The 24,136-nt window shown below is 68.9% G+C and carries 21 protein-coding genes; 9 read left to right on the top strand and 12 right to left on the bottom strand.

Going from position 1 to position 24,136, the window contains the following annotated elements; translation table 11 throughout:
- Positions 1-17: 17 nt before the first annotated feature.
- Together AC5WS7_RS05720 and AC5WS7_RS05715 are read right to left on the bottom strand one after the other, a co-directional pair.
- The gene (locus AC5WS7_RS05720; protein WP_495953255.1) at positions 18-935 is read right to left on the bottom strand and encodes a universal stress protein; all 918 of its coding nucleotides are present in this window, start codon (positions 933-935) and stop codon (positions 18-20) included.
- Positions 936-1,052: 117 nt separating this feature from the next.
- Positions 1,053-2,003 (bottom strand): endonuclease/exonuclease/phosphatase family protein, encoded by a 951-nt coding sequence (locus AC5WS7_RS05715; RefSeq protein WP_495953254.1) that lies wholly within the window; start codon positions 2,001-2,003, stop codon positions 1,053-1,055.
- Positions 2,004-2,186: 183 nt separating this feature from the next.
- On the opposite strand from AC5WS7_RS05715, the gene AC5WS7_RS05710 reads away from it, so the two are divergent.
- Positions 2,187-3,098 (top strand): cutinase family protein, encoded by a 912-nt coding sequence (locus tag AC5WS7_RS05710; protein WP_495953253.1) that lies wholly within the window; start codon positions 2,187-2,189, stop codon positions 3,096-3,098.
- A 366-nt stretch (positions 3,099-3,464) separates the two neighbouring features.
- A complete protein-coding gene (locus AC5WS7_RS05705) occupies positions 3,465-4,547 on the top strand; it encodes an acyltransferase family protein (protein ID WP_495953252.1) in 1,083 nt (360 codons plus the stop codon).
- On the opposite strand, the gene AC5WS7_RS05700 is transcribed toward AC5WS7_RS05705, so the two are convergent.
- Both AC5WS7_RS05700 and fadD5 read right to left on the bottom strand, forming a co-directional pair.
- Positions 4,544-6,145 carry a rhodanese-like domain-containing protein gene (locus tag AC5WS7_RS05700; protein WP_495953251.1) on the bottom strand — a complete coding sequence of 534 codons (1,602 nt, stop codon included), beginning with the start codon at positions 6,143-6,145 and terminating at the stop codon, positions 4,544-4,546. The two genes, AC5WS7_RS05705 and AC5WS7_RS05700, sit on opposite strands and share 4 nt — an antisense overlap.
- Before the next feature lie 179 nt (positions 6,146-6,324).
- Positions 6,325-7,932 (bottom strand): fatty-acid--CoA ligase FadD5, encoded by a 1,608-nt coding sequence (fadD5, locus tag AC5WS7_RS05695; RefSeq protein WP_495953250.1) that lies wholly within the window; start codon positions 7,930-7,932, stop codon positions 6,325-6,327.
- Positions 7,933-8,170: 238 nt separating this feature from the next.
- Here fadD5 and AC5WS7_RS05690 point away from each other — a divergent pair, with 238 nt between their 5' ends.
- Positions 8,171-9,406 (top strand): acyl-CoA dehydrogenase family protein, encoded by a 1,236-nt coding sequence (locus AC5WS7_RS05690; RefSeq protein WP_495953249.1) that lies wholly within the window; start codon positions 8,171-8,173, stop codon positions 9,404-9,406.
- A gap of 16 nt (positions 9,407-9,422) precedes the next feature.
- On the opposite strand, the gene AC5WS7_RS05685 is transcribed toward AC5WS7_RS05690, so the two are convergent.
- Positions 9,423-10,424, bottom strand: coding sequence for a zinc-dependent alcohol dehydrogenase family protein (locus AC5WS7_RS05685; protein WP_495953248.1), 1,002 nt, complete (start codon positions 10,422-10,424; stop codon positions 9,423-9,425).
- Between the two features lie 82 nt (positions 10,425-10,506).
- Between AC5WS7_RS05685 and AC5WS7_RS05680 the strand changes: the two genes are divergently transcribed.
- Positions 10,507-11,160: a TetR/AcrR family transcriptional regulator gene (locus AC5WS7_RS05680; protein ID WP_495953247.1), complete on the top strand. Its 654-nt coding sequence runs from the start codon at positions 10,507-10,509 to the stop codon at positions 11,158-11,160.
- A gap of 33 nt (positions 11,161-11,193) precedes the next feature.
- On the opposite strand, the gene AC5WS7_RS05675 is transcribed toward AC5WS7_RS05680, so the two are convergent.
- The 5 genes from AC5WS7_RS05675 to AC5WS7_RS05655 all read right to left on the bottom strand — a co-directional run bounded on the left by AC5WS7_RS05675 (position 11,194) and on the right by AC5WS7_RS05655 (position 14,548).
- Positions 11,194-11,544 (bottom strand): hypothetical protein, encoded by a 351-nt coding sequence (locus tag AC5WS7_RS05675; RefSeq protein WP_495953246.1) that lies wholly within the window; start codon positions 11,542-11,544, stop codon positions 11,194-11,196.
- Between the two features lie 351 nt (positions 11,545-11,895).
- Positions 11,896-12,534: a TetR/AcrR family transcriptional regulator gene (locus tag AC5WS7_RS05670; protein ID WP_495953245.1), complete on the bottom strand. Its 639-nt coding sequence runs from the start codon at positions 12,532-12,534 to the stop codon at positions 11,896-11,898.
- 204 nt (positions 12,535-12,738) lie between these two features.
- Complete coding sequence (locus AC5WS7_RS05665) at positions 12,739-13,002, bottom strand: hypothetical protein (RefSeq protein ID WP_495953244.1); 264 nt, start codon at positions 13,000-13,002, stop codon at positions 12,739-12,741.
- 114 nt (positions 13,003-13,116) lie between these two features.
- A complete protein-coding gene (locus AC5WS7_RS05660) occupies positions 13,117-13,500 on the bottom strand; it encodes an Rv0313 family protein (RefSeq protein ID WP_495953243.1) in 384 nt (127 codons plus the stop codon).
- 109 nt (positions 13,501-13,609) lie between these two features.
- Positions 13,610-14,548 carry an SMP-30/gluconolactonase/LRE family protein gene (locus tag AC5WS7_RS05655; RefSeq protein WP_495953242.1) on the bottom strand — a complete coding sequence of 313 codons (939 nt, stop codon included), beginning with the start codon at positions 14,546-14,548 and terminating at the stop codon, positions 13,610-13,612.
- Between the two features lie 562 nt (positions 14,549-15,110).
- Here AC5WS7_RS05655 and AC5WS7_RS05650 point away from each other — a divergent pair.
- The 4 genes from AC5WS7_RS05650 (at position 15,111) to dhaL (ending at position 20,062) form a co-directional block, all read left to right on the top strand.
- Positions 15,111-16,040 carry an NADP-dependent oxidoreductase gene (locus AC5WS7_RS05650; RefSeq protein ID WP_495953241.1) on the top strand — a complete coding sequence of 310 codons (930 nt, stop codon included), beginning with the start codon at positions 15,111-15,113 and terminating at the stop codon, positions 16,038-16,040.
- A gap of 170 nt (positions 16,041-16,210) precedes the next feature.
- The gene (locus tag AC5WS7_RS05645; RefSeq protein ID WP_495953240.1) at positions 16,211-18,421 is read left to right on the top strand and encodes an MMPL family transporter; all 2,211 of its coding nucleotides are present in this window, start codon (positions 16,211-16,213) and stop codon (positions 18,419-18,421) included.
- Positions 18,422-18,431: 10 nt separating this feature from the next.
- Positions 18,432-19,454: a dihydroxyacetone kinase subunit DhaK gene (locus AC5WS7_RS05640; protein WP_495953239.1), complete on the top strand. Its 1,023-nt coding sequence runs from the start codon at positions 18,432-18,434 to the stop codon at positions 19,452-19,454.
- A complete protein-coding gene (gene dhaL, locus AC5WS7_RS05635; protein ID WP_495953238.1) occupies positions 19,451-20,062 on the top strand; it encodes a dihydroxyacetone kinase subunit DhaL in 612 nt (203 codons plus the stop codon). Before AC5WS7_RS05640 ends, dhaL begins: the two co-directional genes overlap by 4 nt.
- A gap of 309 nt (positions 20,063-20,371) precedes the next feature.
- Here the strand turns inward: dhaL and AC5WS7_RS05630 are convergent, their stop codons facing one another.
- A complete protein-coding gene (locus AC5WS7_RS05630; RefSeq protein WP_495953237.1) occupies positions 20,372-21,475 on the bottom strand; it encodes an epoxyqueuosine reductase in 1,104 nt (367 codons plus the stop codon).
- Positions 21,476-21,690: 215 nt separating this feature from the next.
- Between AC5WS7_RS05630 and AC5WS7_RS05625 the strand changes: the two genes are divergently transcribed.
- On the top strand, positions 21,691-23,139 hold the full coding sequence (locus tag AC5WS7_RS05625; RefSeq protein WP_495953236.1) for an aldehyde dehydrogenase family protein: 1,449 nt from the start codon (positions 21,691-21,693) through the stop codon (positions 23,137-23,139).
- 230 nt (positions 23,140-23,369) lie between these two features.
- Here the strand turns inward: AC5WS7_RS05625 and AC5WS7_RS05620 are convergent, their stop codons facing one another.
- Positions 23,370-23,906 carry a hypothetical protein gene (locus AC5WS7_RS05620; RefSeq protein WP_495953235.1) on the bottom strand — a complete coding sequence of 179 codons (537 nt, stop codon included), beginning with the start codon at positions 23,904-23,906 and terminating at the stop codon, positions 23,370-23,372.
- Between the last annotated feature and the right edge of the window lie 230 nt (positions 23,907-24,136).

Below are 24,136 nucleotides of genomic sequence, written 5' to 3'. Positions count from 1 at the left end.
TCACCCGGTCGGCGGACCTACTCGGTCGCGACCGCCGGACCCGGCTCGCGCACAACCATGATCGGGCATTCGACCGACTGCACCAGCGCCCGGCTGGTCGATCCCAGCAGCATTCCGGCGAATCCGCCGCGACCGCGGCTGCCGACGATCACCAGCTGCGCGTTGTCGGATTCGGCCAGCAGGGCGCGCGCAGGCTGGTCGCGGACGACCACACCGTGCACCTCGACCTCGGGATGATGTTCGCGGTGCACCGCGAGATCCTCGACGAGCAGCTCGAATTCCTTGTCCCGCACGGCTTCCCACGCGGCGAGGGGAGGTTCGAGATCGGTCGAGTCGCTCCAGCACCGCAATGCGGTCAGCCCCACGTCCCGCCGCGCCGCCTCCTGGAAAGCCAGGGCGACGGCCGGCACGTTGTTCACGCTCCCGTCGACGCCGACCAGAACCGGTTTGCGGGCGGAGACCGGGTCGGTGCCCGCGCTGGCACTCACGACCACGACCGGACAGTGCGCGTGATGGATCATCGCCCAGCTGACCGAACCCAGCAGCGCGCGCTGGACCGTACCCCTGCCTCGGCTGCCGACCACGAGGGCTCGCGCGGTGCGCGAACGCGTTATCAGCGTGGCGATGATCGGATCGAAGGTCACCTCCGAGCGGATCTCGACGGAGTCCGCGGGTATGAGCACCGATGCGATCCGCCGCGCCTCGGCCACGATCTGCTCACCGCTGTCCCGCATCTGGTCGATCGCCTCCGCGGTCGGATACGGCACCGGACCGTAAGCCCCCTGAAAGCCCACCGACGCCACCACATCCAGCGGGCAACCGTGCAGCGCCGCCGCGGCCGCGGCCCAGGAGACCGCCTGATAGGAGATCGCCGAACCGTCCGTCGCGGTGACGATCGGGGTACGAGTTTGCGCTTCGCGAACGTCCTGCGTCATGAGCTGCTCCCCTTTTCACCGATCGGCTGATGTCCAGGCTTGTCCGACCCAGTGTGGTGTCCGGATCCCGGCCGATCCGAATGCCACACCGCACGGGGAGCAGAAAGCTCCAACCGCTCAGCGATTCCGGCGCGGGGTGATCGCCGCCCAGATGCCGCGGTGGTCGGAGCCGGGCAGGGGTACGGTGTGCACCTCGCCCGGGTCGGCATCGCGCAGCAGGATGTGATCGATCGCGATGACCGGTGGATACCAGCGATCGGCGGCATAGGTGGGCAGGATGCCCGCACCGGTCGACATCGCGACATCGCGATAGCCCGCGCCGAGCAGGGCGCGGTAGGGCGGGTGATCGGCGGTGGCGTTGAAATCTCCGGCGACCACCACCGGTCCGGCGTCGGCGGGGACCTTGGCCAGCAGCTGGCGCAACAGTTCCAGCTCCCGCAGCCAGTCCGCGGGGTCGCGCGGCCAGGGCGGAACGGGATGCACCGCGAACACCAGCACGGACCCGCCCTCGGGCAGATCGACTGTGGCGGAGAGCAGTTCGGTGACGAAACCGTCGTGCCGGCGAGTGTCCGACAACGGGTAGCGGCTCCAGATCCCGGTGCCGTCACCGGCCTCACCGGTGCTGCAGTAGTGATACGGCAGCAGCGTCGGCAGGCGCGAGGCCATGATCCGGTCCAGACCCTGCGGCGTCACCTCACAGATGGTGAGAATCTCGATCCCCAGCCGATCGACGGTCGACGCGATCGCCTCCGGATCCGCCCCGCCGACAAGGATATTGGCCTGCATCACCCGCACCCCCGGCCCCGTCGCGGGCGGACGCCGCCGCCATCGCGCCCGGTACAGCGGCCACTGCGTGCACACGGCGGCGCCGAGCACGACCAGGCTCGCGCCGCACGCGGCCCAGGACCGCACGACGACCGCGAGAACCACGGCGGGCACCGCCACGGCCATCAGCCACGGTGCGAGGGCGGCGGCGACGATCACGCACTGCCGCCGGGAATTCACCGACCGCGCGAGGAGCCCGGCGACCGCCACCACGACCAAGAGCATCCATACCGAAATCAGCACGATCCCGATGGTGCCGCCGGACCCTGTGTCGCGGCTGTGCCGCGGCTGCGAGCCGGCCGATGATCACCGCCGCACACGATCAGCAATTCGGCTAATCATGCGCTATCGCGAAGCGGCTCTTACACTCGCACAGTAGCTGCACACCGGTCCGACGGCAGTCGGCCGTGATCATCCGGAGTACCGATGCATTCTCGTTGGAAGGCAACCGTCGCGAGCGCTGCGGCCGTGGTCGCCGCCGCTCTTCCCTTCGGCGTCAAGACAACCGCGCAGGCGGCCCCGCCGGACTGCCCCGGTCTGTACGTCGTCGCGATCCCGGGCACCTGGGAAACCTCGGACAGCGATCCGGGCAAGGGGATGCTCGCCGCGGTCACCAGGAATCTGCCGAGCAATGTCCGCACCGACTATGTCGTCTACGCGGCCACCGCGTTCCCCTGGGAGGGCGATGTCTACGGCCGCTCCAAGCAGGAAGCGGTCAACCGCGCCCGCGGCATGATCGGCGCGATGGCGCAGCATTGTGCGGCAACACGATTCGCGCTGCTCGGGTACAGCCAGGGCGCGGACGCCGCCGGTGACGTGGCCGCGTCGATCGGCACCGGCCTCGGCGTCGTGGCGGCGAATCGCGTCGCCCTGGTCGGGCTCATCGCCGATCCCCGCCGCTCCCCGACCGACCAGCTGATCGGCCCGCCCGTCCCGGGTGCGGGCGCCAGCGGCCCGCGGGTCGGCGGCTTCGGCTGGGTCGGCCCCCGGACCTACACCTTCTGCGCGGCAGGCGATCTGTACTGCTCGATGCCCAACGGCGACTTCGCCGGCCGGATCGGCGGCTTGCTCGTGCAGCTGTCGAATCCGGATCCGGCCCAGTTCGGGAACTACCAGCAGCAGGTGTCCACGCTGGTCAACGACGCGCTCGCCGCAGGCGGCCTCAGCCTGCTGGACAATCAGATCACCAACACCGAGTACAACCAGCGCAAGAAGCAGATCGACGACTTCCTGAAGTCCGGGATCCATCAGAGCTACCCGCGATACGGGGTCGACGCCACCGGCGCCACCGCCCTGACCTGGCTGCATCAGCGCTTGATCGACGCGGCGCGGGGCTGAGGCCGCCTCGCGCCGAAACCGCTGTCGGCGTGAGGAAGTCCGATATCGGCATCGCCACCATGGCGAAATCCTCGGCTGTACCTGAAGTTCGAGCGCCGATCCCCGCGCCGGATCCCACGCCTGGGCGATGTTCGCCAGACCGAATCCGGACGACGCCCGGGCGGCGCGGGGGCCACTCCGGTGCGCTGATCTCGTCCCCGGAGTTGTTGCCGGACATCGCGGCGATCGGCATAGGTGCCAGTAGGGCCCATCGAACGCGATGTTGCCGAATCGGTATCGGATCGGGCATCGTGTCACATCGACACCACGGCCGGTACGGCCGTCGACGATGACTCGATGAGGTGAGCGCGGATGCGAAGGCGGCCGGTGACCGACACGGCCTCGGCCCCGGCCGGCACCTCGCCCGTGCTCGCCTGCTCCGGGCGGCGGATCAGCTGGGACGTGATTCGCGTACTGGCGCTGCTCGAGATCGTGCTCTTCCACGACACCTATCTGGGGCCGACCACCGAACCCGGAATTCCGGAACTGCCGCACGCGTGGACGCATACCTGCGGCGCGTCGATCCTCATCATGGTGTCCGGATATTTCGCCACAGTGACACTCGGCCGCCACCCGCCGGGGCGCTGGCTGATCCGGCGGCTCGCGCGGCTGTTGCCCGCCTATCTGGTCGCTGTCGTGGTGGTGTTCACGGTCGTGAAGCTGTTCAGCCCAGCCGAATTCAGCCTGCACCAGCTGCGCTGGACCGATCTGGTCGGCAATCTGCTTCTGCTGCAACAGTTGTTGCCGAACGTGGCGTACGTCGACCTGTCCTGGTGGACGTTGCCGGTGCAGGTCGCCGGGTTCACGGCGATGGCGCTGCTGGTGTGCCTGCGGGTGCGCGGCCGCGCGGTGATGCCGATCCTGTGGGCGGTGGTGGCGGTCCCGGTACTGGTCCGCGAGATCTGGATGAGCGATCATCCTTCCGCGTGGCTGGTGGTCGTGCTCGAGGGCAGCGGCCTGTGCCTGGCACACCTGCTGGTGGCGGGCGTCGCCATCCGGCGCTGGGCGAGCGGGCGGCTCGGCATCGCGCATCTGGCGCTGCTGCTGGCCGCGGTGCTGCTTGCCGAAAAGGTGCATCCGCCGGTGACCTCGGTGGTACTCGTCGGGGTCGGTCTTGCGCTCATGTGCCTGGCCGCACGCGGGCCCGACTGGCCGCTCCCGGCCGTGCTCGTGGCCCCCGTGCGCTGGATCGCCGCCCGCTCCTACGGCATCTACCTGATGCATCAGAGCCTCGGCTACCTCCTCGAGGACCGCCTCGCCCGGCTCGGCTGCCCACCGTGGATATGGCTCACCGGCGCCGTACTGGCCGCCGTCCTGTTCGGCTGGGGTCTGACCGCCTGGGTCGAACGCCCCGCCTACAACACCCTGCTACGGATCATCACCCGACCCGCAGCGCCCGCACCCGCCTAGTTCCCGCCCTCGAAGTCGAAGTCCCGATCGCCCTCCGAATCGCGCAACAACGAGTACTCCCATTCGAAGTAGTCGCGGTACCAGGCGTCACGTTCGGGGCCGAACGGCGGCGGGCCGACGCGGTCGGCGACCTCTCCGGCATACCGCGGCTCGGCAGTGGTCGGCCGCACCGGCACACTGCTGGGCCCCTCGGCGACGACGCGCACGTCGAATCCCGCGTCCAGCAGGTCGAGGGCGGCGAAATGGGGCCGGTACCCCGCCGTGCCGCCGGACTGGAGATCGGTGCCGACCTCGGCGGTGCTGTCCTGGAGATCGCCGCCGACCAGGACGATCCGGCCCAGCCCCCGCGCCGCGGACCGCAGATGTTCGCGGCGGGCGTGGATCGAACCGGGCAGATGCCCGAGCTCGTACTCGCGGGAGGAACGCAAATCGAATACGGTTGGCGGAGAGCCGGATCCGAGTTCGCGCGCCAGGTCCGCGCCGCAGATCTCCGGTACCTCGGGCAGCGTGGGCGATTCCGGCCGCGGCGGTGTCGCGATCTCCGGGCGCACCACCGTCACCTCGATCGGCCCGCGGTGCAGATAACGCAACCACTGCACGGTGCCGGCGGCACGAACCAGGTCGGGGGTGTCGACCAGTACGACGCGTGCGCCGATCACGGGAATGTGTTCGTCGGTGGCCTGCACCAGCTGACCGCCCTGGACGTGCCGTGCGCCCGCGACCGTTCCGGCGGCGAATTCCCCGGGCGTGCGGACGTCGATCAGGTAGGTGGTGTGCGCGTCGCCGCTCGGCGATGCCGGCGGCGGGTCGACGATCCGCGCGCCGATCCGCTCCAAAGTCGTTGCCGCCCAATCGATCAGGTTCGCCGGGACCCGCGCCGGCGCCTCCGGTGCGGTGCCCGGGCCGGACTCGAACCGCTCACCGGCCCAGCCCCACGCGGGTGTGCCGTTGCGCAGCGAATACACGCGATTGGAGATGCCGGTGTTGATCAGCGACTGCGCCCCGACGATGCCGCGGGTACGGCCGGCGCAGTTGACCACGATCGTTGTCTCCGGACCGGTGATCCGTTGCAGCCCACGGTAGGCCAGTTCCGGACCGCCCCCGGTGTCCACTCCGCCGGGGATGTGGTGGTGCAGATATTCGGCGTGCGGGCGGCTGTCCAGAACGACGACGTCCGCCCCCTCGGCACGCCACAGCGCAACCGTTTCCGCCTCGACCGTCGCGGTGCCGAAACGCTTTTCGATCCATTCGCCGAGAGCTTTGCTCCGCACGTTCGTGCCGGTGTACAGGCGACCCCCGGCCGAGGTCCAGCCCGCGAGGCCGTCCCGCACGATGACCACATCGGTGTACCCGAGCCGAGCCAGCAGTGCCGCCGCGCGCTCGTCGAGTTCGGGGTCGGAGGCGAGTACGACCATCGTGTCGGTCCGCGGAATCGCCTGCCGGATGCGGTGTTCCAGATCGTGCAGGGGTAATCCACTGCTCACGGCGATATGCCCGGCGGCGCGAACAGCGGGTGCGCGGACGTCGAGCAGCGCCAGCTCGCGTCCCTGCTCGTCCAGTAGTGCGCGCAGTTCTGCCCCGCTGATCGTCGCGGTCATGAACACTTCCTCGTCTCACGAAGGTATCGACGCCGGTGCGCGCACCGTTCGCAAGGCACCACACACAGGCCCCCACGAGTGCGGACCATGGCAGCCATTCTGCGAAGCCGGTGGTCCCGCCGGAAGTATTGGACTCGCGCTGAGGGAAAGTTCCTCCCGCGAACGCGGTTCGAGCCGGGTCAGTCGGCCAGACCGGCGTCCTTGCTCCCGTACGCCTTGCGCAGTTCGGGCTTGACGACCTTGCCGCTGGCATTGCGCGGCAGTTCGCCGACGATCACCAGGTCCTTCGGATGTTTGAACCGCGCGAGATTCTCGTTCAGGTGCGGCTCGAGTTCGGCGAGGGTCAGCTCCGCGACGCCTTCGGCGAGTACGACCACGGCCACCGGCACCTCACCCCACTTCTCGTGGGCGCGACCGATCACCGCGGCCTCGGTGATCTTCGGATGTCCGTACAGCACGTTCTCCACCTCGGCGCAGTAGATGTTCTCGCCGCCGGAGATGATCATGTCCTTGGCCCGGTCGACGACGTAGAGGAAGCCGTCCTCGTCCTGCCGGACCAGATCTCCGGAATGGAACCAGCCGCCGCGGAACGCCTCCGCGGTGCCCTGCGGGTTCTGCCAGTAGCCCTTCATCAGATTCGGTCCGCGATAGACGATTTCGCCGACCTCGCCGGGCTTCACGTCGTTCATCATGGGGTCGACAATGCGGGCGGTCACCGCGGGCACCACCTTGCCGATGGAACCGATCTTGCGCAGCGCGTCCTTCCCTTCGAGCACGCAGGTCACGGGAGACATCTCGGTCTGCCCGAACGCGGTCATGTTGAGCGCTTCGGGGAAGGTCTCGTTCATCGCCGTGAGCACGGTGTCCGAGGCCGGTGCGGCTCCCCAGCTGATCGTCCGCAGCGCCAGCCGGCGCGGCCTGGCCCGCTGTGCCGCGCATACCGCCTGCCATTGGGCCGGGACCATGAACACCGAGGTCGTACCCTCGCGCTCCATCGTGTCGAGCATGTCGTCGGCGTCGAACGACCCCAGCGGGTGAATCACCGAACGCACGCCCCGGTAGAACACCGGCGCGAACGCCGCGAGCCCGGCGATGTGGAAGATGGGCGGCACGACCGAGGCGACGTCGTCGTCCGAACCGCCCTGCGCCGCGTTGATCGTGGTCACCGCCTGCGCGTGCAGGTTGGTGTGTGTGAGCATGGCGCCCTTGGGTTTTCCGGTCGTGCCCGAGGTGTACATGATGAGCGCGACGGTGTCCTCGGGAACATCGATCCCGGGCGGATCGGCCGGGCCCTCGGCCAGCATCGTCTCGTAGTCCTCATGTTCGCAATCCACACCGGCGTCGACCACCACCATGGTGTCGATCGCGCCGGTGGACGCCCGCACCGCAGCCATCAGCGGTGCGAGCAGTTTCTCGGTCACGATGACCTTCGCGCCGCTGTCGCCGACGAGATAGGAGACCTCGGCCGGGCTCATCCGGATGTTCACCGGCACCGGGATCGCGCCGATCAGGTTGGCGCCCAGCACCGCCTCGATGTACTCGGTGCGATTGAGCAGCGCCATCAGCACGCGGTCGCCGAACTCCACACCCCGGCGATGCAGGGCCGCGGCGAAGGCGCGCGAACGTTCGTCCAGCTCGCGCCAGGTGGTCGACTTGCCGAGGTACGTGATGGCGGTGCGGTCCGGCGTCATCGAGGCATGGCGATGTATCTGGTTGTTCCAGTGGTTACGTCGCGAGCGCAAGGGTTCGGTGATGGATTCGTTCGTCGACTGCGTGGTGGCGGTCATGCTCACTCCTGTCGCCGCGGCCCGATGGACCTGAGCTGCTGCGGACTATGTGCCCTGGGTCACACAGTAGCGAGACGACGAACTCCGCGCGCCGAGATGAATCATGCGCGGGCCGAACTCAACCCGGCACTCAACAGAAACTGTGAGAACATTACTCTCTATATCGACAAACAATATTCTCAAAGACGAGGGGTAACGGGACGACCGTCCCCGGCCCGCTGTTCCGGAAAGATCTGCCATGACCGAGCGCCACACGACCATCGAACCCGTCGACAGTTTCCGCGACCGCGCCCGCCGCTGGCTCGGGCAGAACCTGCCGCCCGCGACCGAGTACTACGTCGGCGCCTTCGACGAGGCCATCTGGGCCCGCCACCGGAAGTTGCAGCGGACCCTGTTCGACGGCGGGTTCGCCGGGATCTGTTTTCCGAAAGAGTATGGCGGACAAGGGCTCACCCCGGCGCACCAGCGAGCGTTCAGCCAGGAGTCGCTCGGTTACGAGATGCCGCTGGCACTCAACGTGCCGACCTTGGCCATCTGCGCGGCGACGCTGCTGGACCTGGGCACCGAGCAGCAGAAGCGGACCCGGCTGCCCGCGGTGCTGCGCGGCGAGGAGGTCATGGTGCAATTCCTGTCCGAGCCGCGCGGCGGGTCCGATCTGGCCGGGCTGATCACCCGCGCGGAACGCGACGGCGACGAGTGGATTCTCAACGGCACCAAGATCTGGAGTTCGGGCGCGTACGCCGCCGACTACGGGCTCTGCCTGGCCCGCACGGACTGGGATGTGCCCAAACATCAGGGGCTCACCCTTTTCCTGGTCCCCACGGCCGCACCGGGGCTGACCATCCGCCGGATCAGGCAGGTCACCGGGTCGGTCGAATTCTGCGAGGAATTCTTCGACGACGTCCGGCTCCCCGCGGATTCGGTGATCGGCGAGGTCGGCGGCGGCTGGGCGGCCGCGACGACGCTGCTGCACCACGAGCGCGCGGCGGTGGGCGGCAGTTCCCCCTACATCAGCGGTGATCAGCCGCATCTCGGCGGCGAGGCGGACACCCTCATCGCACTGGCCCGCACCACCGGACGCCTCCACGATCCCCGCGTGCGGGAGGACATCGGCGCGGCACGAACGACGCGCATCGTGCGCGATCAGTTGATCGCGCACGTCTCCGGCGCGATCGCCGCCGGGCAGATGCCCCCGGCGGCCGGATCGCTGGTCCGGCTCTTCGGCGCCGAAACCACTTGGCTGCAAACCGATTCCGCACTGCGCATCGCGGGCGCGGCGGCAGCGACCGGCGCCCCCGAGGGCCCCGGCAACGGACAGGTCGGCATCGACTATCTGTTCCGCAACGCGGGGAGCCTCGGCGGCGGCAGCACCGAGATGGCACGCAACCTGATCAGCGAACGCGTGCTGGGCATGCCCCGCGAGTACGCCGCCGACCGGGACGTGCCCTTCAATCAGGTTCCGCGCGGACGCTGAGAACAGAACCGCGGCCTCACGATCCGGCCGGCGCGCCGATCGCCGCATTCCGCGATGGGGTGAGCACGATCCTGCCGAAAACCTCTCCGGCCGCCATCCGGCGATGTGCCACGACCGCCTCGTGCAACGGAAACGTCTCGTGCACAACCGGTTTCAGCTCACCCCGAGCCGCGGCGGCGAACAACTCCGCGGTGGCGGTCTGCCGGTCGGACATGGGGATGGTGTCGGCGCTGAAGGTGGCGAACGACATCGACTTCTTGAAGTTCGCCACCATCTCCCCGCCGAAGTCCGCCGGCGGCCAGCCGCCCATGGCGCCGACGGCGACCATCCGGCCGTTCGGTTCGAGCTTGTCGAAGAAGGCGGGCAGATCCGCCCCGGCGATGATGTCGATGATGACGTCGTATCCGGCGGGAGCCGCACCGGTGCGGGACCGGCCGGCACGGTCCAGCACGTGCGTCGCGCCGAGTTCGCGGAGGCGCTCACCACGCTCGGCCGAGGACGTCGTCACCGCGACCGCGCTCGCACCGGATCGTGCCGCGAGCTGGACCGCCATCACGCCGATGCCCCCGGCCGCGCCGCGGATCAGCACCGACTCACCGGGCGTGAAATGCGCATGGCGCAAAGCGAAATGGGCCACTGTGCCCGAACTGCCGAGTGTCACCGCGGCTGCCGCCGACACGGCTTCGGGTAGCGGGATGAGACTGTCGGCGGCGGTGACGACCTGTTCGGCGTAGCCGCCGCCCTCGCCGGTGAACGCCCATACCCGTCGCCCGACCCAGGCGGTGTCGACACCCTCGCCGACGGCGGTCACGGTGCCCGCGACCTCGCTGCCCAGGATGTGCCCCGGCCTGAAACCGTAATCGCCCAGGACGCCGCTGCGAATCAGCGCGTCGACGCCGCCCACGCCGATCGCCTCGGTCGCGATCGCTGCCTGCCCGCCCCGCGGACCGGGATCCGGGAGCTCGACCACCGCCAGACCCTCGGGACTTCCGAACTTTTCGACCATCACTGCCCGCACTGGTATCTCCGTGTTCTCCTCGATCGGAATCGACCAGCGGACCGTAACGGACGCCCCCGTCCGTTTAGCTAAAGTGAGAGCGGTGACCGCTCATTTGCCTCACAACCTGCGCTCCGACGCCCGGGACAACCGCGAACGCATCCTCGACGCGGCTCGCTCGGTGTTCGTGGCCGAGGGCCTGGAGGTGCCGATCCGGGAGATCGCCCGCCGCGCCGAGGTCGGCCCGGCCACCGTCTACCGCCATTTCCCGACCAAGGAGTTGCTGATCGCCGAGGCGTTCACCGACCAGATGCTCGCCTGCCGATCCATCGTGGACGACGGGCTGGCCGACCCGGACCCGTGGCGCGGCTTCTGCGCCGCGGTCGAGCGGCTGTGCGAGTTGCAGGCCCGTGACCACGGCTTCACCGCGGCCTTCATGTCCACATTTCCGCATGCGATGGACTTCGCCGCGATCCGCACGGCATCATTGGCCGGGGCGGCCCAGCTGATCCGCCGCGCCAAGGACAGCGGCTCCCTGCGGGCCGATGTCGTCCTGGACGACCTGATCCTGACGATCATGGCCAACAACGGGATTCACGCGGATACGCCCGCCGCGCGGCTGGCGGCGTCGCGTCGCTTCGCCGCCCACATGCTTCGGGCGTTCCGTGCCGACCCGGCGTCCGCACCGCTGCCACCGGCACCTCGACTGGTGCCCGCGGTATCGTCGCCCGGCCCGGGCGCGCCGGCGAAAACCTAAGTTGACCAAGGGTTTTCGCCAGCGGCGACGATGTCAGGGCAGGACCTGCGGCACCACGCCCGGATTCGTCGCCCCGACGATGGCCCCGATGACGCTCCCGATGGCCGAACCAGCGGAACCGGTCACCGAACCGGTCGCCAAACCGACGGCCGAACCGATCGCGGAGCCGACCGAACCGCCCAGCGACGCGCCGTTCAGCACCGGATCGGGAACCAGCGCACCGGGATTCGTCGCGGTGTCCCGAGTCAGCGGGATACCCGCGACGGGCGCGGCGGTCCGGCCGGTGTCCGCGCACGCGGACCCGGCGAATACGGCCGAGGCGGCCAAGGGCAGCGCTGCGACCGCCGCAGCGCGGCGTGCCGCACACAAGGTGTTTCCGAGCATTGTCCCCAACTTTCCGCCATCGGCGCAGCCGAGGGCACACGAGCGACACGGCACACGGGCCGGTTTCGATCGGCGACGGCCGCCCGGGGTGCAGCGGGACTCGAGCCGGCGCCGAGGTCATCCAACCATACTGTGGGACACGCGATCTCCAGAGGCACCGACATAACATGTTGACGTATAAGCGATTACGGAACAGGCGGCGGCGCTACCCGACGGACCCGATGACCGCTCGCGCGGTCGACCGCCGGAGGAATACGACCGAAAACCACTGCCGTACAATGGCTTCAGCGCGAGGATAGCGACGGTCGAGCCCCTCGGGGGCGGCACGCACCGACGCGGCGGCACGCGTCTTCAGGCGCTCGGGCCGGGCGTGGAGGCCGTCCGCGCGGTCGGCAGTTTGATCGCCGACAGGTACATCTCCAGGACGGGCCGGTAGAGATCGATATCGACCAGCTCGCTGCCCAGCACGACCGAATCGCTGGTGGCGATGAGCGCGTGCGCGAAGGTCAGCGGCGGAATCAGCAGAGTGCCGCCGATTCGTTCGAGTCCCTCGGTGACGAAGGCGCCCAATTCCTCGGCGACCTCCGTGCGTTTGGCCTCGACTCGTGCGCGCGCCTTGGGATTGCGGATCAGGTACAGCGTGAACTCGTGTCCGAGCGCGGCGTGCTCGGCGCCCCGATCCCGACCGAGCCGACGCCACCGGTGTGCGATTTCGTCGAGTTCGCGGGGCCCCACCTCGCTCGCCCCGGACAGCACCTCGGTGAAGGTGTCGAAGTAGCGGCGCCAGTACCGGTCGCTCAACGCCAGGAAGAGTTCTTCCTTCGCCGCGAAGTGCTTGTAGACCGCCCCTTTGGTGTAACCGGCCGCGGACGCGATGTCATCGATGGTCGCGGCCGCGAAACCCTTCTCCGCGAACACCTCCTGCGCGGCGTCGAGCAGCAGTGCGCGAGTACGTTCGAGCCGTCGCTCCTTCGTCCAGCGCTCCACCATGTCGGCGATTATGCCATGAATCTCAGGAGCCGAGCGCCCCCTCAGATACTGCCGAGTTTCTCCGCGGTCGGTCATGAAAAGCTCGCTTCGGCATGACGCCGCTCTCGGCGTCAACAGCTGGGCGCGGCCGGACCTGGGAGTGCCCGCAGCGACGATCGAAGGCGCGTGCTCGGGGCCGCCTCATCTCGGCGGAGGAATCCTTGCTCAGGAGTCGCGGCCCTTACGGAGATCCTCCGGCGGCTTGTTCTCGGTGATCTGCTCGCCGACCGTGTCGGAGAAGGCGGTACCGGCGATGGTGCCGTCGGTGCCGGGCACGACGACCGACGACCGTGCGCCGGGCCGGTACATCTCCTCCAGTTCGTCGACTTTCTCCCGGGCGCGTTCGAGGGTGTCCTGGTCCAGTTCGGGTGGGGCCGCCCCGACGGGCTTCGCGGTGGAATCCGACGCGGCCGATGTGTTCTCCGTCATACCGGAGTTATGCCCGCCCGTGCCGCTCTCACACGATCGATTACCGCGGCCCGTCGCGTGCGGCCTCCGCACGATCCGGACGGCAAGGCTCGGGCTTTCTCGGGGCAGGACCCCTCAGGCCTGGTCGAGCACGCCGACAGGGACGCCGTAGGGCAGGAACCGCACCCGGCGACGCCCGTCGGTGTTGTCGCGATGCGCTCGCAAGGCCTCGAGCTCGGTCGGGAAGACCTGTTCGACCCGGGCCTCACCGGCGTCGTCGACGCTGTACACGGCCCACACCCCGCTACCGGTCTCGCCGGTGGTCGCGTCCGCCGCTTCCGGCGGACGCGTTCGCTCCGGCTGAACGAACCGGCCGAGCAGCGACGCCAGCCCGTTCACGGCGTTGCGGTCGAGGTATCCGCCGGCCTTTCCGAGCAGGTCGCGAAGCTCGATCTCGGCCTCGCGCAGAGCGCGTTCGAATTCTTCCGGATCGATCCCGAAAGGCCCGTTGGTTGCCATCTCGATACTCCCGAAGACGAGTTCGGCGCTATCTGTCCAGTATGCCGCGCGGGTATCGAAGGCATTGATCCGCGTTCGACCACCGGGGTGGCCGAACGGGACCCCGATGTCAGCCGGCGAGGTGTACGCGCAGTACCTCGCCGCTGCCGGTGGCGACCATGAGGTCGCGATCTCCATCCGGAGACACCGCCACCGCCGTGAGGGGGCCGGCGGTCAGCACGGTGCAGGCGCCGTGGGTGCCGGGATCCACGCGAACGAGCGTGCCCGCGGTGGTGGCGACGTACAGGTATCCGCCGGGGCCGAGGGCCAGATCGTCGGGCAGGCTCAGGTCCGCGACCGCGGCCGGCCGGGCGGGTGCGCCGATCGGGATGCGCAGGACCTGCTCGCGGGCGCCCAGGTAGACGGTGGCGTAGACCGAATCACCTTGAACGACAAGGCCGTTGAGTCCGAACCTGCTGGCCTGCCGGGTCCAGTCGGTGTCGATGGCGGCGTCGGGGCGGATGCGGACCACGCCCGCCCCGGTATCGGCGACGTAGAGGTTCCCCACTTCGTCGAAGGCGGCGCCGTTGGCCATGGCGAGGCCACTCACGAACACCTCGGGAACGGGTGCGGCGGCAGCGGGATCGAAGCGGACGACACCGCTGCGGTGGGTGCCGGTAAGCAGGTTGACCGAATTGTCGCCGTAGACGACGTAGAGCTTGTGGTCGGGTCCGAGCCGGATCGCCCCCGGCGAAGCGATCGCCACGGTTGCTGTGACCCGGCCCGCCTTGTCGTAGCGCTGCACCTCGTTGCGGTAGAGCCGCGACACCCACAGGTCGCCCCGGGCGTCGAACCCGAGATTCTCGGCCCAGTCCAGATACGGGACGGTTGCCCTGGTGACGGTGGCCGCGGTGGCGGGTGCGCAGGATGCGGGTGCGGCGTACGCGGTCGCGGGAACGGCGGCGCCGACGACGGCGGCCATTGCCGGCACCACGCAGAACGAGGCGAGTACGCGCTGCCGAAACCGCTTGCGCGAGAAGGTGTTCACCGAGGTCAGCGGGTTCGGCACGAGTTCTCCTGAACGACGTGATGGGTTGCCGCGAACATGCTCGCAGCGGGCTCATACATGGTATGTGCGGCCGATGTCGCCGTGCCCGGCGCGGGACACCCGAGCACGGGGCGACGAAGGTCGGGGATTCGGTCAGGCCATCGACCAGCCCGGCCGAGTTGCTCGTCCACCACCCTGCCCAGATCGGGCGGCCACCGCAAACCGTGATGCCCGCACTGGCGACGGCAGAAACCGACGTCGACGAGGCGCTCGATGCGGCGGTCGACCGGTTCGGCGCTCACCTGATCGAGGTACCGGCCGGAGCACGCACGGTACCCGCCGCGGGGCATTGCGGCCCGGTAACCGCATCGCCCGCCGCCGGTCGCGAACGAACGCCGTGGCGGTCCCTCCCGTAGCCGGGCGTACCGACACGCCCGGACTCCGGACGTGTGGTCGGGCTTCGGTTCAGTCGTGCCAGGCTGGCGGTTCACCGAGCGCATCAGCGTCGGACGGCCGATGTGCTGCGAGTTGGCGGAGATCGGTCGGCCATCGCATCCACCGAACGCGAGGCGGAGGAGGAATTGTGCAAGTGGCGATAGCGCGGGAGCTGGGCGGGATCGACAGCGTGCAACTGGCCGATCGGCCGATCCCGGCGCCCGGGCCGGGACAGGTGCTGGTGCGGGTGCACTGCGCGGGTGTCGGGCCGTGGGATGTCGGGATGCTCAGTAGTGGTTTTCCCGGGATGAGCACGCCGTTCGTGCCTGGGCAGGAGATCGCCGGAGTCGTCGAGGCGGTCGGCGACGGGTCCGAGGTCCGGGCGGGCCGGCGGGTGTACGCGACGACATTCCCGGCCGGTGGCGGCTTCGCCGAACTGGCACTGGTGGATTCGGATCGGGTCGCTCCGATGCCCGCCGCGGCGGACTTCCCCGAAGCCGCGGCGCTGGTGATCGGCGCCGGAACCGCTCACGAGGGACTCCTCGACCGCGGCCGGTTGCGGGCCGGTGAAACCGTACTGATCACGGCGGCCGCGGGCGGCGTCGGAAGTACCGCGGTGCAGATCGCGGCCGCGGCGGGAGCCCGCGTGCTGGGCGTGGCCAGTGCGCGCAATCACGACTACCTGCGCGGTCTCGGTGCCGCCGATGTCTTCGACTATCACGATCCCGGGTGGGCCGATCAGGTGCGCACCGCGGTGGGCGGCGGTGTGGACCTGCTGTTCGACGCCTCGGGCAGACCGACCCGGGACCAGGCCCTCACCGCGGTCCGGGACGGCGGCCGGGCGATCTCCATCATCATGCAGGACCCGTTGTCCGGCCTGGAACGCGGTATCACCGGCGACACGTTCGCCGCACACGTCGACCGGGCGCGCCTGGACGCGCTGAGCCGGCTGGTCGACGCCGGTGCCCTGCGGCCCACGATCGAGGCCGTGCTGCCGCTGGATCAGGCCCGCGAGGCGCTCACCCGGGTCGCCGGCGGCCACACGCGCGGCAAGATCGTGCTGCGGACCGCCCGGTAGCAACCGCACCGCATCACTCCCTGCGCACATCCGCCGAACCGCCACGATCACTCGGTATGCTCCGAGTTTGCGGATAGGGTGGCGCGGCGGGCGGTCTCGGTGCGCGCAGCCGCGCCGGAGTGCACAGGCCACTGGTTTCGACAGCTCGATGTCACGGGAAAGGCCGCCGGATGTCCACGTACTTGTATCGCCTGGCGAAATGGTCCTTCGAGCACCGCAGACTGATGCTTGCCACGTGGTTGCTGCTCGCGGTGGCCATGATCGTGCTCGGCACGGTGAGCGGCGGGAAGACCAACGACAACTTCACCATCCCGGGCACCGAATCCGAGGACGTGGCAACACTTCTGGCCCGGGAAATGCCCGCGGCGGCCGGTGGGCAGACCCAACTGGTACTGGCCACACACGGCGACGCGAAGATCACCGACGCCGGGAACGTGAACTCGATCGGCGCGATGGTCACGAAATTGAAGGCGATTCCGGGCGTCGTCGCGGTCGGCGACCCTTTCCAGACCAAGATGATCGCACCGAGCGGGCAGGCGGCCGTCGCGACGGTGCAGTACGCGCAGGCCCCCGCCGACGTGCCGGACGCCACCTTCGACGCCGTGCGCACCGCGGTCGAACCCGCGCGGAACTCCGGTGTGCAGGTGGAGTATTCGGGCAGCGCCTACCCCGGATGGCTCATCTCCGTGTCGGAGGTGCCCGAGATCGTCGGCATGATCATCGCGTTCGTGATCCTCCTGGTGACCTTCGGCGCATTCGTAGCCGCGGGCCTGCCGATCCTCAACGCGATCGTCGGGATCGTGGTCACGCTGATGGGTGTCACCGCGCTGGCATCGGTCATCACCATCGCCTCGGCATCGACCACCGTGGCGATCATGCTGGGGCTCTCGTGCGGCATCGACTACGCGCTGTTCATCCTCTCCCGGCACCGCAACAACCTGATGACGGATATGAGCGTCGCGGATTCGGTTCCGCTGGCGGTGGGCACCGCGGGCAGTTCGGTGGTGTTCGCCGGGATCACGGTCATCGTCGCGCTGTGCGGTCTCGCGGTGGCGGGCATTCCGTTCCTCACGGTGATGGGTCTGGCGGCCGCGGCCGCGGTTCTGGTCGCCCTGCTGGTCTCGCTCACCCTGCTGCCCGCCCTGCTGGGCTTCGCGGGGTGGACGGTGGCGAAATTCCTGCAGTCCCCGCTGCGTCCCGGACGCCCCGAGGCGATCGCCCGCCAGGCCGTCGAACGGCCCGAGCGCACCGCCGGCGCGATCTGGGCGAGATTCGTTGTGCGTTGGCGGTTTCCGGTCCTCGTACTGGGTATCGCGCTGCTCGCGGTGATCGCGGCCCCGGCGACGCAGATGAATCTCGGCCTGCCCAGCGGCTCGTCCAAACCGACCTCGGATACCCAGCGCCGGGCCTACGACATCGTCGCGGAGAATTTCGGACCGGGATACAACGGCCCGCTACTGGTCGTCGTGGACAACCTCACCGATCCGGCCGAGCTCACCCCGGTCACGCAGGCGCTGGGCAAACTGCCCGATGTCGCGGCCGTCGTCCCCGGAGCGGCCACCGGCGCCCTGCACATCATCCAGGTCATTCCGACGTCGGGCCCGAACGATCCGAGGACCGCCGATCTGGTGCACTCGATTCGCGACCAGCGCACCACGATCGAGGGGTCCACCGGCGCCAGGATCCTGGTCGGCGGCACGACCGCGTCCAATATCGACGTCTCGGCCAAGTTGTCCGGGGCGCTGCCGCTGTTCCTGGCCGTGGTGGTCGGGCTGGCGTTCATCCTGCTGACCTTCGCCTTCCGCACGATCTGGGTGCCGATCAAATCGATCGTCGGGTTCCTGCTCTCGGTGGGCGCGGCGTTCGGGGCCGAGGTGGCGCTGTTCCAATGGGGTTGGGGCCAGCGGATTTTCGGTATCGCCCCCAGCGAGATCGTCAGCTTCCTGCCGATCGTGATGCTCGGCATCATCTTCGGATTGTCCAGCGACTACGAGGTTTTCGTGGTCTCCCGGATCAAGGAGGACTTCACCAAGAACGGCGACGCGCGCCTGGCCGTCGAGCGCGGCACCGGCTACTCCGCGCGCGTGGTCACCGCCGCGGCGCTGATCATGTTCTCGATCTTCGTCGCGTTCATGATCAACAAGGATCCGACGATCAAGGCGATCGGTTTCGGTTTCGCGGTGGGTGTGCTGCTGGACGCCTTCGTCGTCCGCCTGACCCTCGTCCCCGCCGTGATGGCGATCGCACACCGCCAATTCTGGTATCACCCACAGTGGTTCGCGAAGTACGTTCCGGATCCGGACATCGAGGGCGAGCGCCTCGAGCAACGACTCGCCGCCGCGGCCGAGCGTTCCCAGGAGCCGGACGCGGTCGCGCCGTAGCCTGGGAACCATGAGCTTTTTCGCCCATTCCCCCGATGATCTGGTCGACCGTGCGCTGGCCGGTTTCGCCCGCGCGCACGCCGGACTGGTCTCGCACACCGCGGATCCGGGCTATCTGAGCGCCGTCGACCCCGCGCCGGGCAGGGTGGTCGGACTGGTCTCCGGAGGCGGATCGGGGCACGAGCCGATGCACACCGGATTCGTCGGCCGCGGCATGCTCGATGCCGCTTGTCCCGGAAGGATTTTCGCCTCCCCGCACAATCGGCAGATCTACGAGGCATCGCGCGCGGTCGCGAAATCCGACGGGGTGCTGCACATCGTGAAGAACTACACCGGGGACCGGATCAACTTCGGCATCGCCGCCGAACGCCTGCAGCACGACGGTATTGCGTGTGAACGCGTGCTGGTCGACGACGACGTGGCCACCGACTCCGAGGACATCGCGGTGGGCCGCCGCGGCACCGGCGCCACGGTGGTCGTGGAGAAGCTGCTCGGCGCCGCCGCCGACGAGGGACGCTCGCTCGGCGAACTGGCCGGCCTCGGCAAGCGGATCGTCGATGCCAGCCGCAGCATCGCGATCGCCTCGGCCGCGCAGACCGCGCCCGGCACCGGCCGACCGGCATTCGAACTACCCAGTGGCGCGGTCGAATACGGCGTCGGCATTCACGGCGAGCGCTCGGGGCGGGTGCGCCCGGACGCCGGGATCGACACGCTGGTCACCGAGATGACCCGCACCCTGACCTCCGCGCTGGACCTGCGCTCGGGTTCCCGCGTGATCGCCCTGGTGAACGGTCTGGGTGCGACCACCCCGCTGGAGCTGTACGGCGTATTCGACCGTCTCGCAACGCTTCTCGCTCGAGACGGTGTCGTACTGGAACGTCGGCTGGTCGGCTCCCTGGTGACCGCACTGGATATGCGAGGCTTCTCGTTGTCGTTGACCCGCGCCGACGACGAGCTGACCCGGCTGTGGGACGCACCGGCCCACACCGCCGCCTGGACCACGAATCCGCGACCCGGCAAGGACGTCCGATGACCGAAATCACCGCCCGCGACTGGATCCTCGGCTTCGCCGACCGGGTCACCGCCGCCGAACCGCAGCTGACCGCCTACGACCAGGCCGCAGGCGACGGGGACTTCGGCAACAATATCTCCGGCGCGGTCGAACTGGTCCGCTCCGAACTCGCCGGTCTGCCCGAAAGCGCCGCGGCCAGAGCGGTTTTGAGCACGACCGCGACCGTTTTCCTGGACCGGGTCGGCGGCACCAGCGGCCCGCTGTTCGGTCTGCTGTTCCAGGCCCTCAGCGCTGCCGTCGGCGACACCCTGACCCCGGCGGCCCTGGCCGAGGGCGCGACCGAGGGGCTGGCCGCCATCCAGCGCGTCGGCGAGGCACGGGTCGGGGACAAAACCCTGGTCGACGCCCTGTCCCCCGCTGTCGACGCGCTGCGGTGCCTGGCACCGGATACCGGACTGGACAAGGCACTCGAGGCCGCGGCGACGGCGGCCGTCGATGGCGCGCGCGGCACCAGGGATATCCGGGCCCGCCGCGGCAGGGCGAGCTACGTCGGCGACCACGCCGTCGGCGTCCCCGACCCGGGTGCGGTCACCATCGGCCTGCTCTTCGGCGCATCGGAGGTCGGCTGAGCTCGCCGCCGATCCGTCGTTCGAACCGGTTCGACTGCGGGCGAGCGAATTCGATGCGCCGATGTGCCGCGTCGATCGAAGCCTTCTGCCGTTCGGAAGATTCGCCTTCTGCTGACGGTATCGATGCGCCCGGGGCTCGGCAGCGACTCGACGCTGGTGCGGAACGGCGGCAAGCGGATTCGTCTCCCGCCGTTGCGCTCCCGATTCGCCGCTGCCGTACACCCGGCAGCGACCCACCTCGACGACTGCGCCGGACGCCGGATCGACCACGACGCAACGGTTCAGCGCGCAGCCGCCCCGGAGCACCGCTCACGCCGACGGATCGCGCGGGCGCGGGCGGGGGCCGATCTGGTCGAGCAGGTCGTTGACCTCGTCCGGGAAGCCATTGGTGACCGGCTTCGCGGTCTTGTGCGGAAACCGCCGCGTGACATGCTCTTCGGCCGCCGATCCGGACAGTACGTAGACCGGTTCGGCCTTGTTCTGCAGGGGGCGCACGACCTCGTCCAGATGTTCCCGGCGATTGTCCAGGAAGGCCCCGATGACGTCCTCCCCCGCCGGGCACACCGCCATGCAGTACCCGGCCTTGTAGTTGGGTTTGAACGACAGGCTCTGCCACATCGAGAACGATTCGCCCGTGGTCACCCGCTCGCGATACTCGTCGCGGTCCGCGCTGTCGGCGATGGTCTCGGCCCAGTCGGTGAAGCCGCCCATGAATTCGCGGTAGTTGTGGGTATAGCAGGCCTGGAAGTCGAAGCCGCCCTCCTCGGCGATCGCGCCGACCGGACAGGCCGATACGCACAGCTTGCACTCGAGACACGGATTGAACTCGAGCGCCGCGCTCGGCTCGTCCACCTCCGCATCGGTGACCACGGTGCCGAGCAGGATGAAGTTGCCGAACTTCGGGTGAATCACGTTGCGGTGGATGCCCATGACGCCCAATCCGGCGGCCTCGGCCACCACCTTGTGCGCGATGACCCAGATCCGCCCCGGGAACTGGTCGACCTCCATCGGATACCCCGGCGCGGGATACACCGCGCGGTATCCGGCATCCTGTAGCGCCCGGGTGATCCGGCGGGACACCTCGTTGGTCTCGTCGTCGGCGTGATTGAACTCGGCGTTGGCCAGGCTGCGCATCGGGGCGCGCAGGTTGTCGCGGTTCATCCGCACGCAGAAGGACACGAAAGTCCTTGCGGCGGGCAGAATTCCGCGCGCATGCTCCAGTTCCGGGGCCACGCGCGGATCGTCCACGGCGACGAATCCGGCATCGTCCGCGCCGGCCTCCCGGCAGATCTCACGCAGCCGTTCGGCACTCAGCACCGCAGCGGGTCGCACCCGCTCCTGTTCGGCCATCCGCTTGACGGTCGGATGCTCCGCCAACCGCCGCGGTTTCGTGGGTTCGGAATCCATCACCATCGGGCCCTCCTCGACTGATCTCCGAGACCGGCACGGCCTCAACGAGATAGACGCCCCGGCGGGCGGAAACTCATCGCTCGGAGCCACGGTAGATTAATACTCTCGTCTGACGCAATTTGGATTATCCAATGACGAGAGTGATATTCTCGTCGCATTCGCATCCACGGAGAGGCGCTCGCACGTGTCGAAGCGGCTCGGCGAAAGGACAAGGGACAGTGAGTAACGCCATCGAGGTCGATCCTGCGGTCGAAAGCCCGAGTTCCGGGATCATCCCGGTCTACGACCCCTCCACCGAGGAGTTGATCGCGGAAGTTCCCGATTCCGATCAGAAGGCCGTCGACGAGGCGGTGGCCCGGGCCCGCGAGACGTTCGACTCGGGCGTGTGGCGCAAGCTGCCCGCCGCGCACCGCGCCGACGTGCTTTTCCGGGCCGCGAACATCATCCGCGACCGCATCGACGAACTCGCCGAACTCGAGGCCCGGGACAACGGCATGAACGCCACGGCCGCGAGCCACATCATCAAGGTCTCACTCGAGATGCTGGTGTACTACGCCGGATGGGTCGGCAAGATCCACGGCGAGTCGGCGAATCTCGTATCCGACGGTCTGCTGGGCGAGTTCGAGACCTACCACACGTTCACGCAGTACGAGCCGGTCGGCGTCGTCGGCCTGATCATTCCCTGGAACGGGCCGTTCTTCGTCGCGATGCTCAAGGTCGCCCCGGCCCTCGCGGCCGGATGCAGCGCCGTGCTCAAACCCGCCGAGGAGACGCCGCTGACCGCGCTGAAGCTGGAGGAGATCTTCCGCGAGGCCGGGCTGCCGGACGGGGTGCTGAACGTCATCACCGGATACGGCGAGACCACGGGCGCCGCGCTCACCGCGCATCCGGACGTCGACAAGATCTCGTTCACCGGTTCGACCGAGGTCGGGCGGCTGATCGTGCACGCGGCCGCCGGTAACCTCAAGCGCCTCACGCTCGAACTCGGCGGCAAGTCACCGCTGATCATGTTCGACGACGCCAATCTGGACAAGGCGATCATGGGCGCCGGTATGGGCCTGCTCGCCGGTTCCGGGCAGAACTGCTCGTGCACCTCGCGCATCTACGTGCAACGCGGCATCTACGACCGGGTGGTCGAGGGCCTGGCCGCCTTCGCGCAGATGCTGCCGATGGGCGGCAGCGACGACCCCAATTCCGTTCTGGGACCGCTGATCAGCGAGAAGCAGCGCCGGCGCGTGAAGGGCATCGTGGACGACGGCGTCGCCGCGGGCGCGCAGGTGGTGACCGGCGGGCAGCCGCTCGATCGCCGCGGCTACTTCTACCAGGCGACCATCATCACCGGCACCACGCCCGATATGCGCCTGATTCGCGAGGAGATCTTCGGGCCGGTCGGTTCGGTGATCCCGTTCGACGACGAGGACGAGGTGATCGCCGCGGCGAACGATACCCACTACGGGCTCGCGGGCTCGATCTGGACCGAGAACCTCGGCCGCGCCCACCGCGTCGTCAACGCGCTTCACGCGGGCCAGGTCTGGGTGAATTCCGCCCTCGCCTCGGATCCCTCGATGCCGATCTCCGGGCACAAGCAGTCCGGCTGGGGCGGCGAGCGGGGCCGCAAGGGCATCGAGGCGTACTTCAACCTCAAGTCGGTCTACATCGGACACTGATCGGGTGCTCGGGGACCGCCGCTGGCCGGCGATCCCCGGGCGTTACCTGTGGCCGAGCCGTCGGGTTGCGGGCGATCTGTCACACGTCCCGGCGCTTGCTCGCCGGAGAGCGTGCGGCGCAGTCGGCACATCGCTGGTCAGCGCTCGGCTCCGCGCGCGGCAAGCTCCGGTTGATGTTTGAACAGCCCTGTCCCGCAACCCTTCTGGTAGACAAATCGGGAGCGCCGGAGTTACTTCGGCGCGACGGCGAAGTCGGCCAGGGCGGTGGAGATCGGCTCGGGGCGATGGTTGTTCTGCGCGGCGGAGGCGGTGAGGACATCCAGGTGGTGATAGCGTGGCGCGACGACCAGATGACCTGAATGTGGTGTGCCGTTGGAGATCACCAGCCCTGAACCACCGAGCAGATCGATCGCCGGGTTGGCCGCTGTGCCCTCCGGGTGCACCAGGAGCCGAGATATCTGCGGGTCCTCGACCTGGAAGATATCGGTCGCCAATTCGGTCGGGAAGTAGTCCTCGGTGAACGGCAACGGCCGCTCGGCCAGGCTCCGTGCCAGCTCGCCGATATCGGTCACCTCGGTTTCCGGTGTGGCGTAGGGCTTTCCGGCGTGGTCGCGGTAGACCGGCGCGCCGGGCGCACCGATGCGGTCGTAGTTGCGCCAGGTGCACAGCGGGAGGTACGGCCGATCCGGGATGCCCAGGGAGTCCGGGCCGAGTGCCGCGCCGGTCAGCGGTGTCAGTGCCGGGTTGTGCGCGATGTCCTGGGGCACCGGAAAGTCCTTGCCGCGCACCGGGGCCCCCGTCGAAGAAGCCGGGACTGGTCTGCAGGAAGGCCAGCGGCTGGGAGGCGTTGCCCAGCAGTGCGCCCAGTACCGCGGCGTTGGTGAGCCGGAACTCCCGGACCAGGATTCCGGGCTGGGACTACACTCGCCGCAACGATCAGATGCCTGGACACCGGCCCGGTGATGCTTCGTCGCATCGCGCCACTCTCTCCTCATCG

Source organism: Nocardia sp. PLKS1-43 (assembly GCF_059510335.1).
The sequence above is the reverse complement of the archived record's forward strand: the minus strand, read 5'-3'. Positions and strand labels throughout refer to the sequence as shown.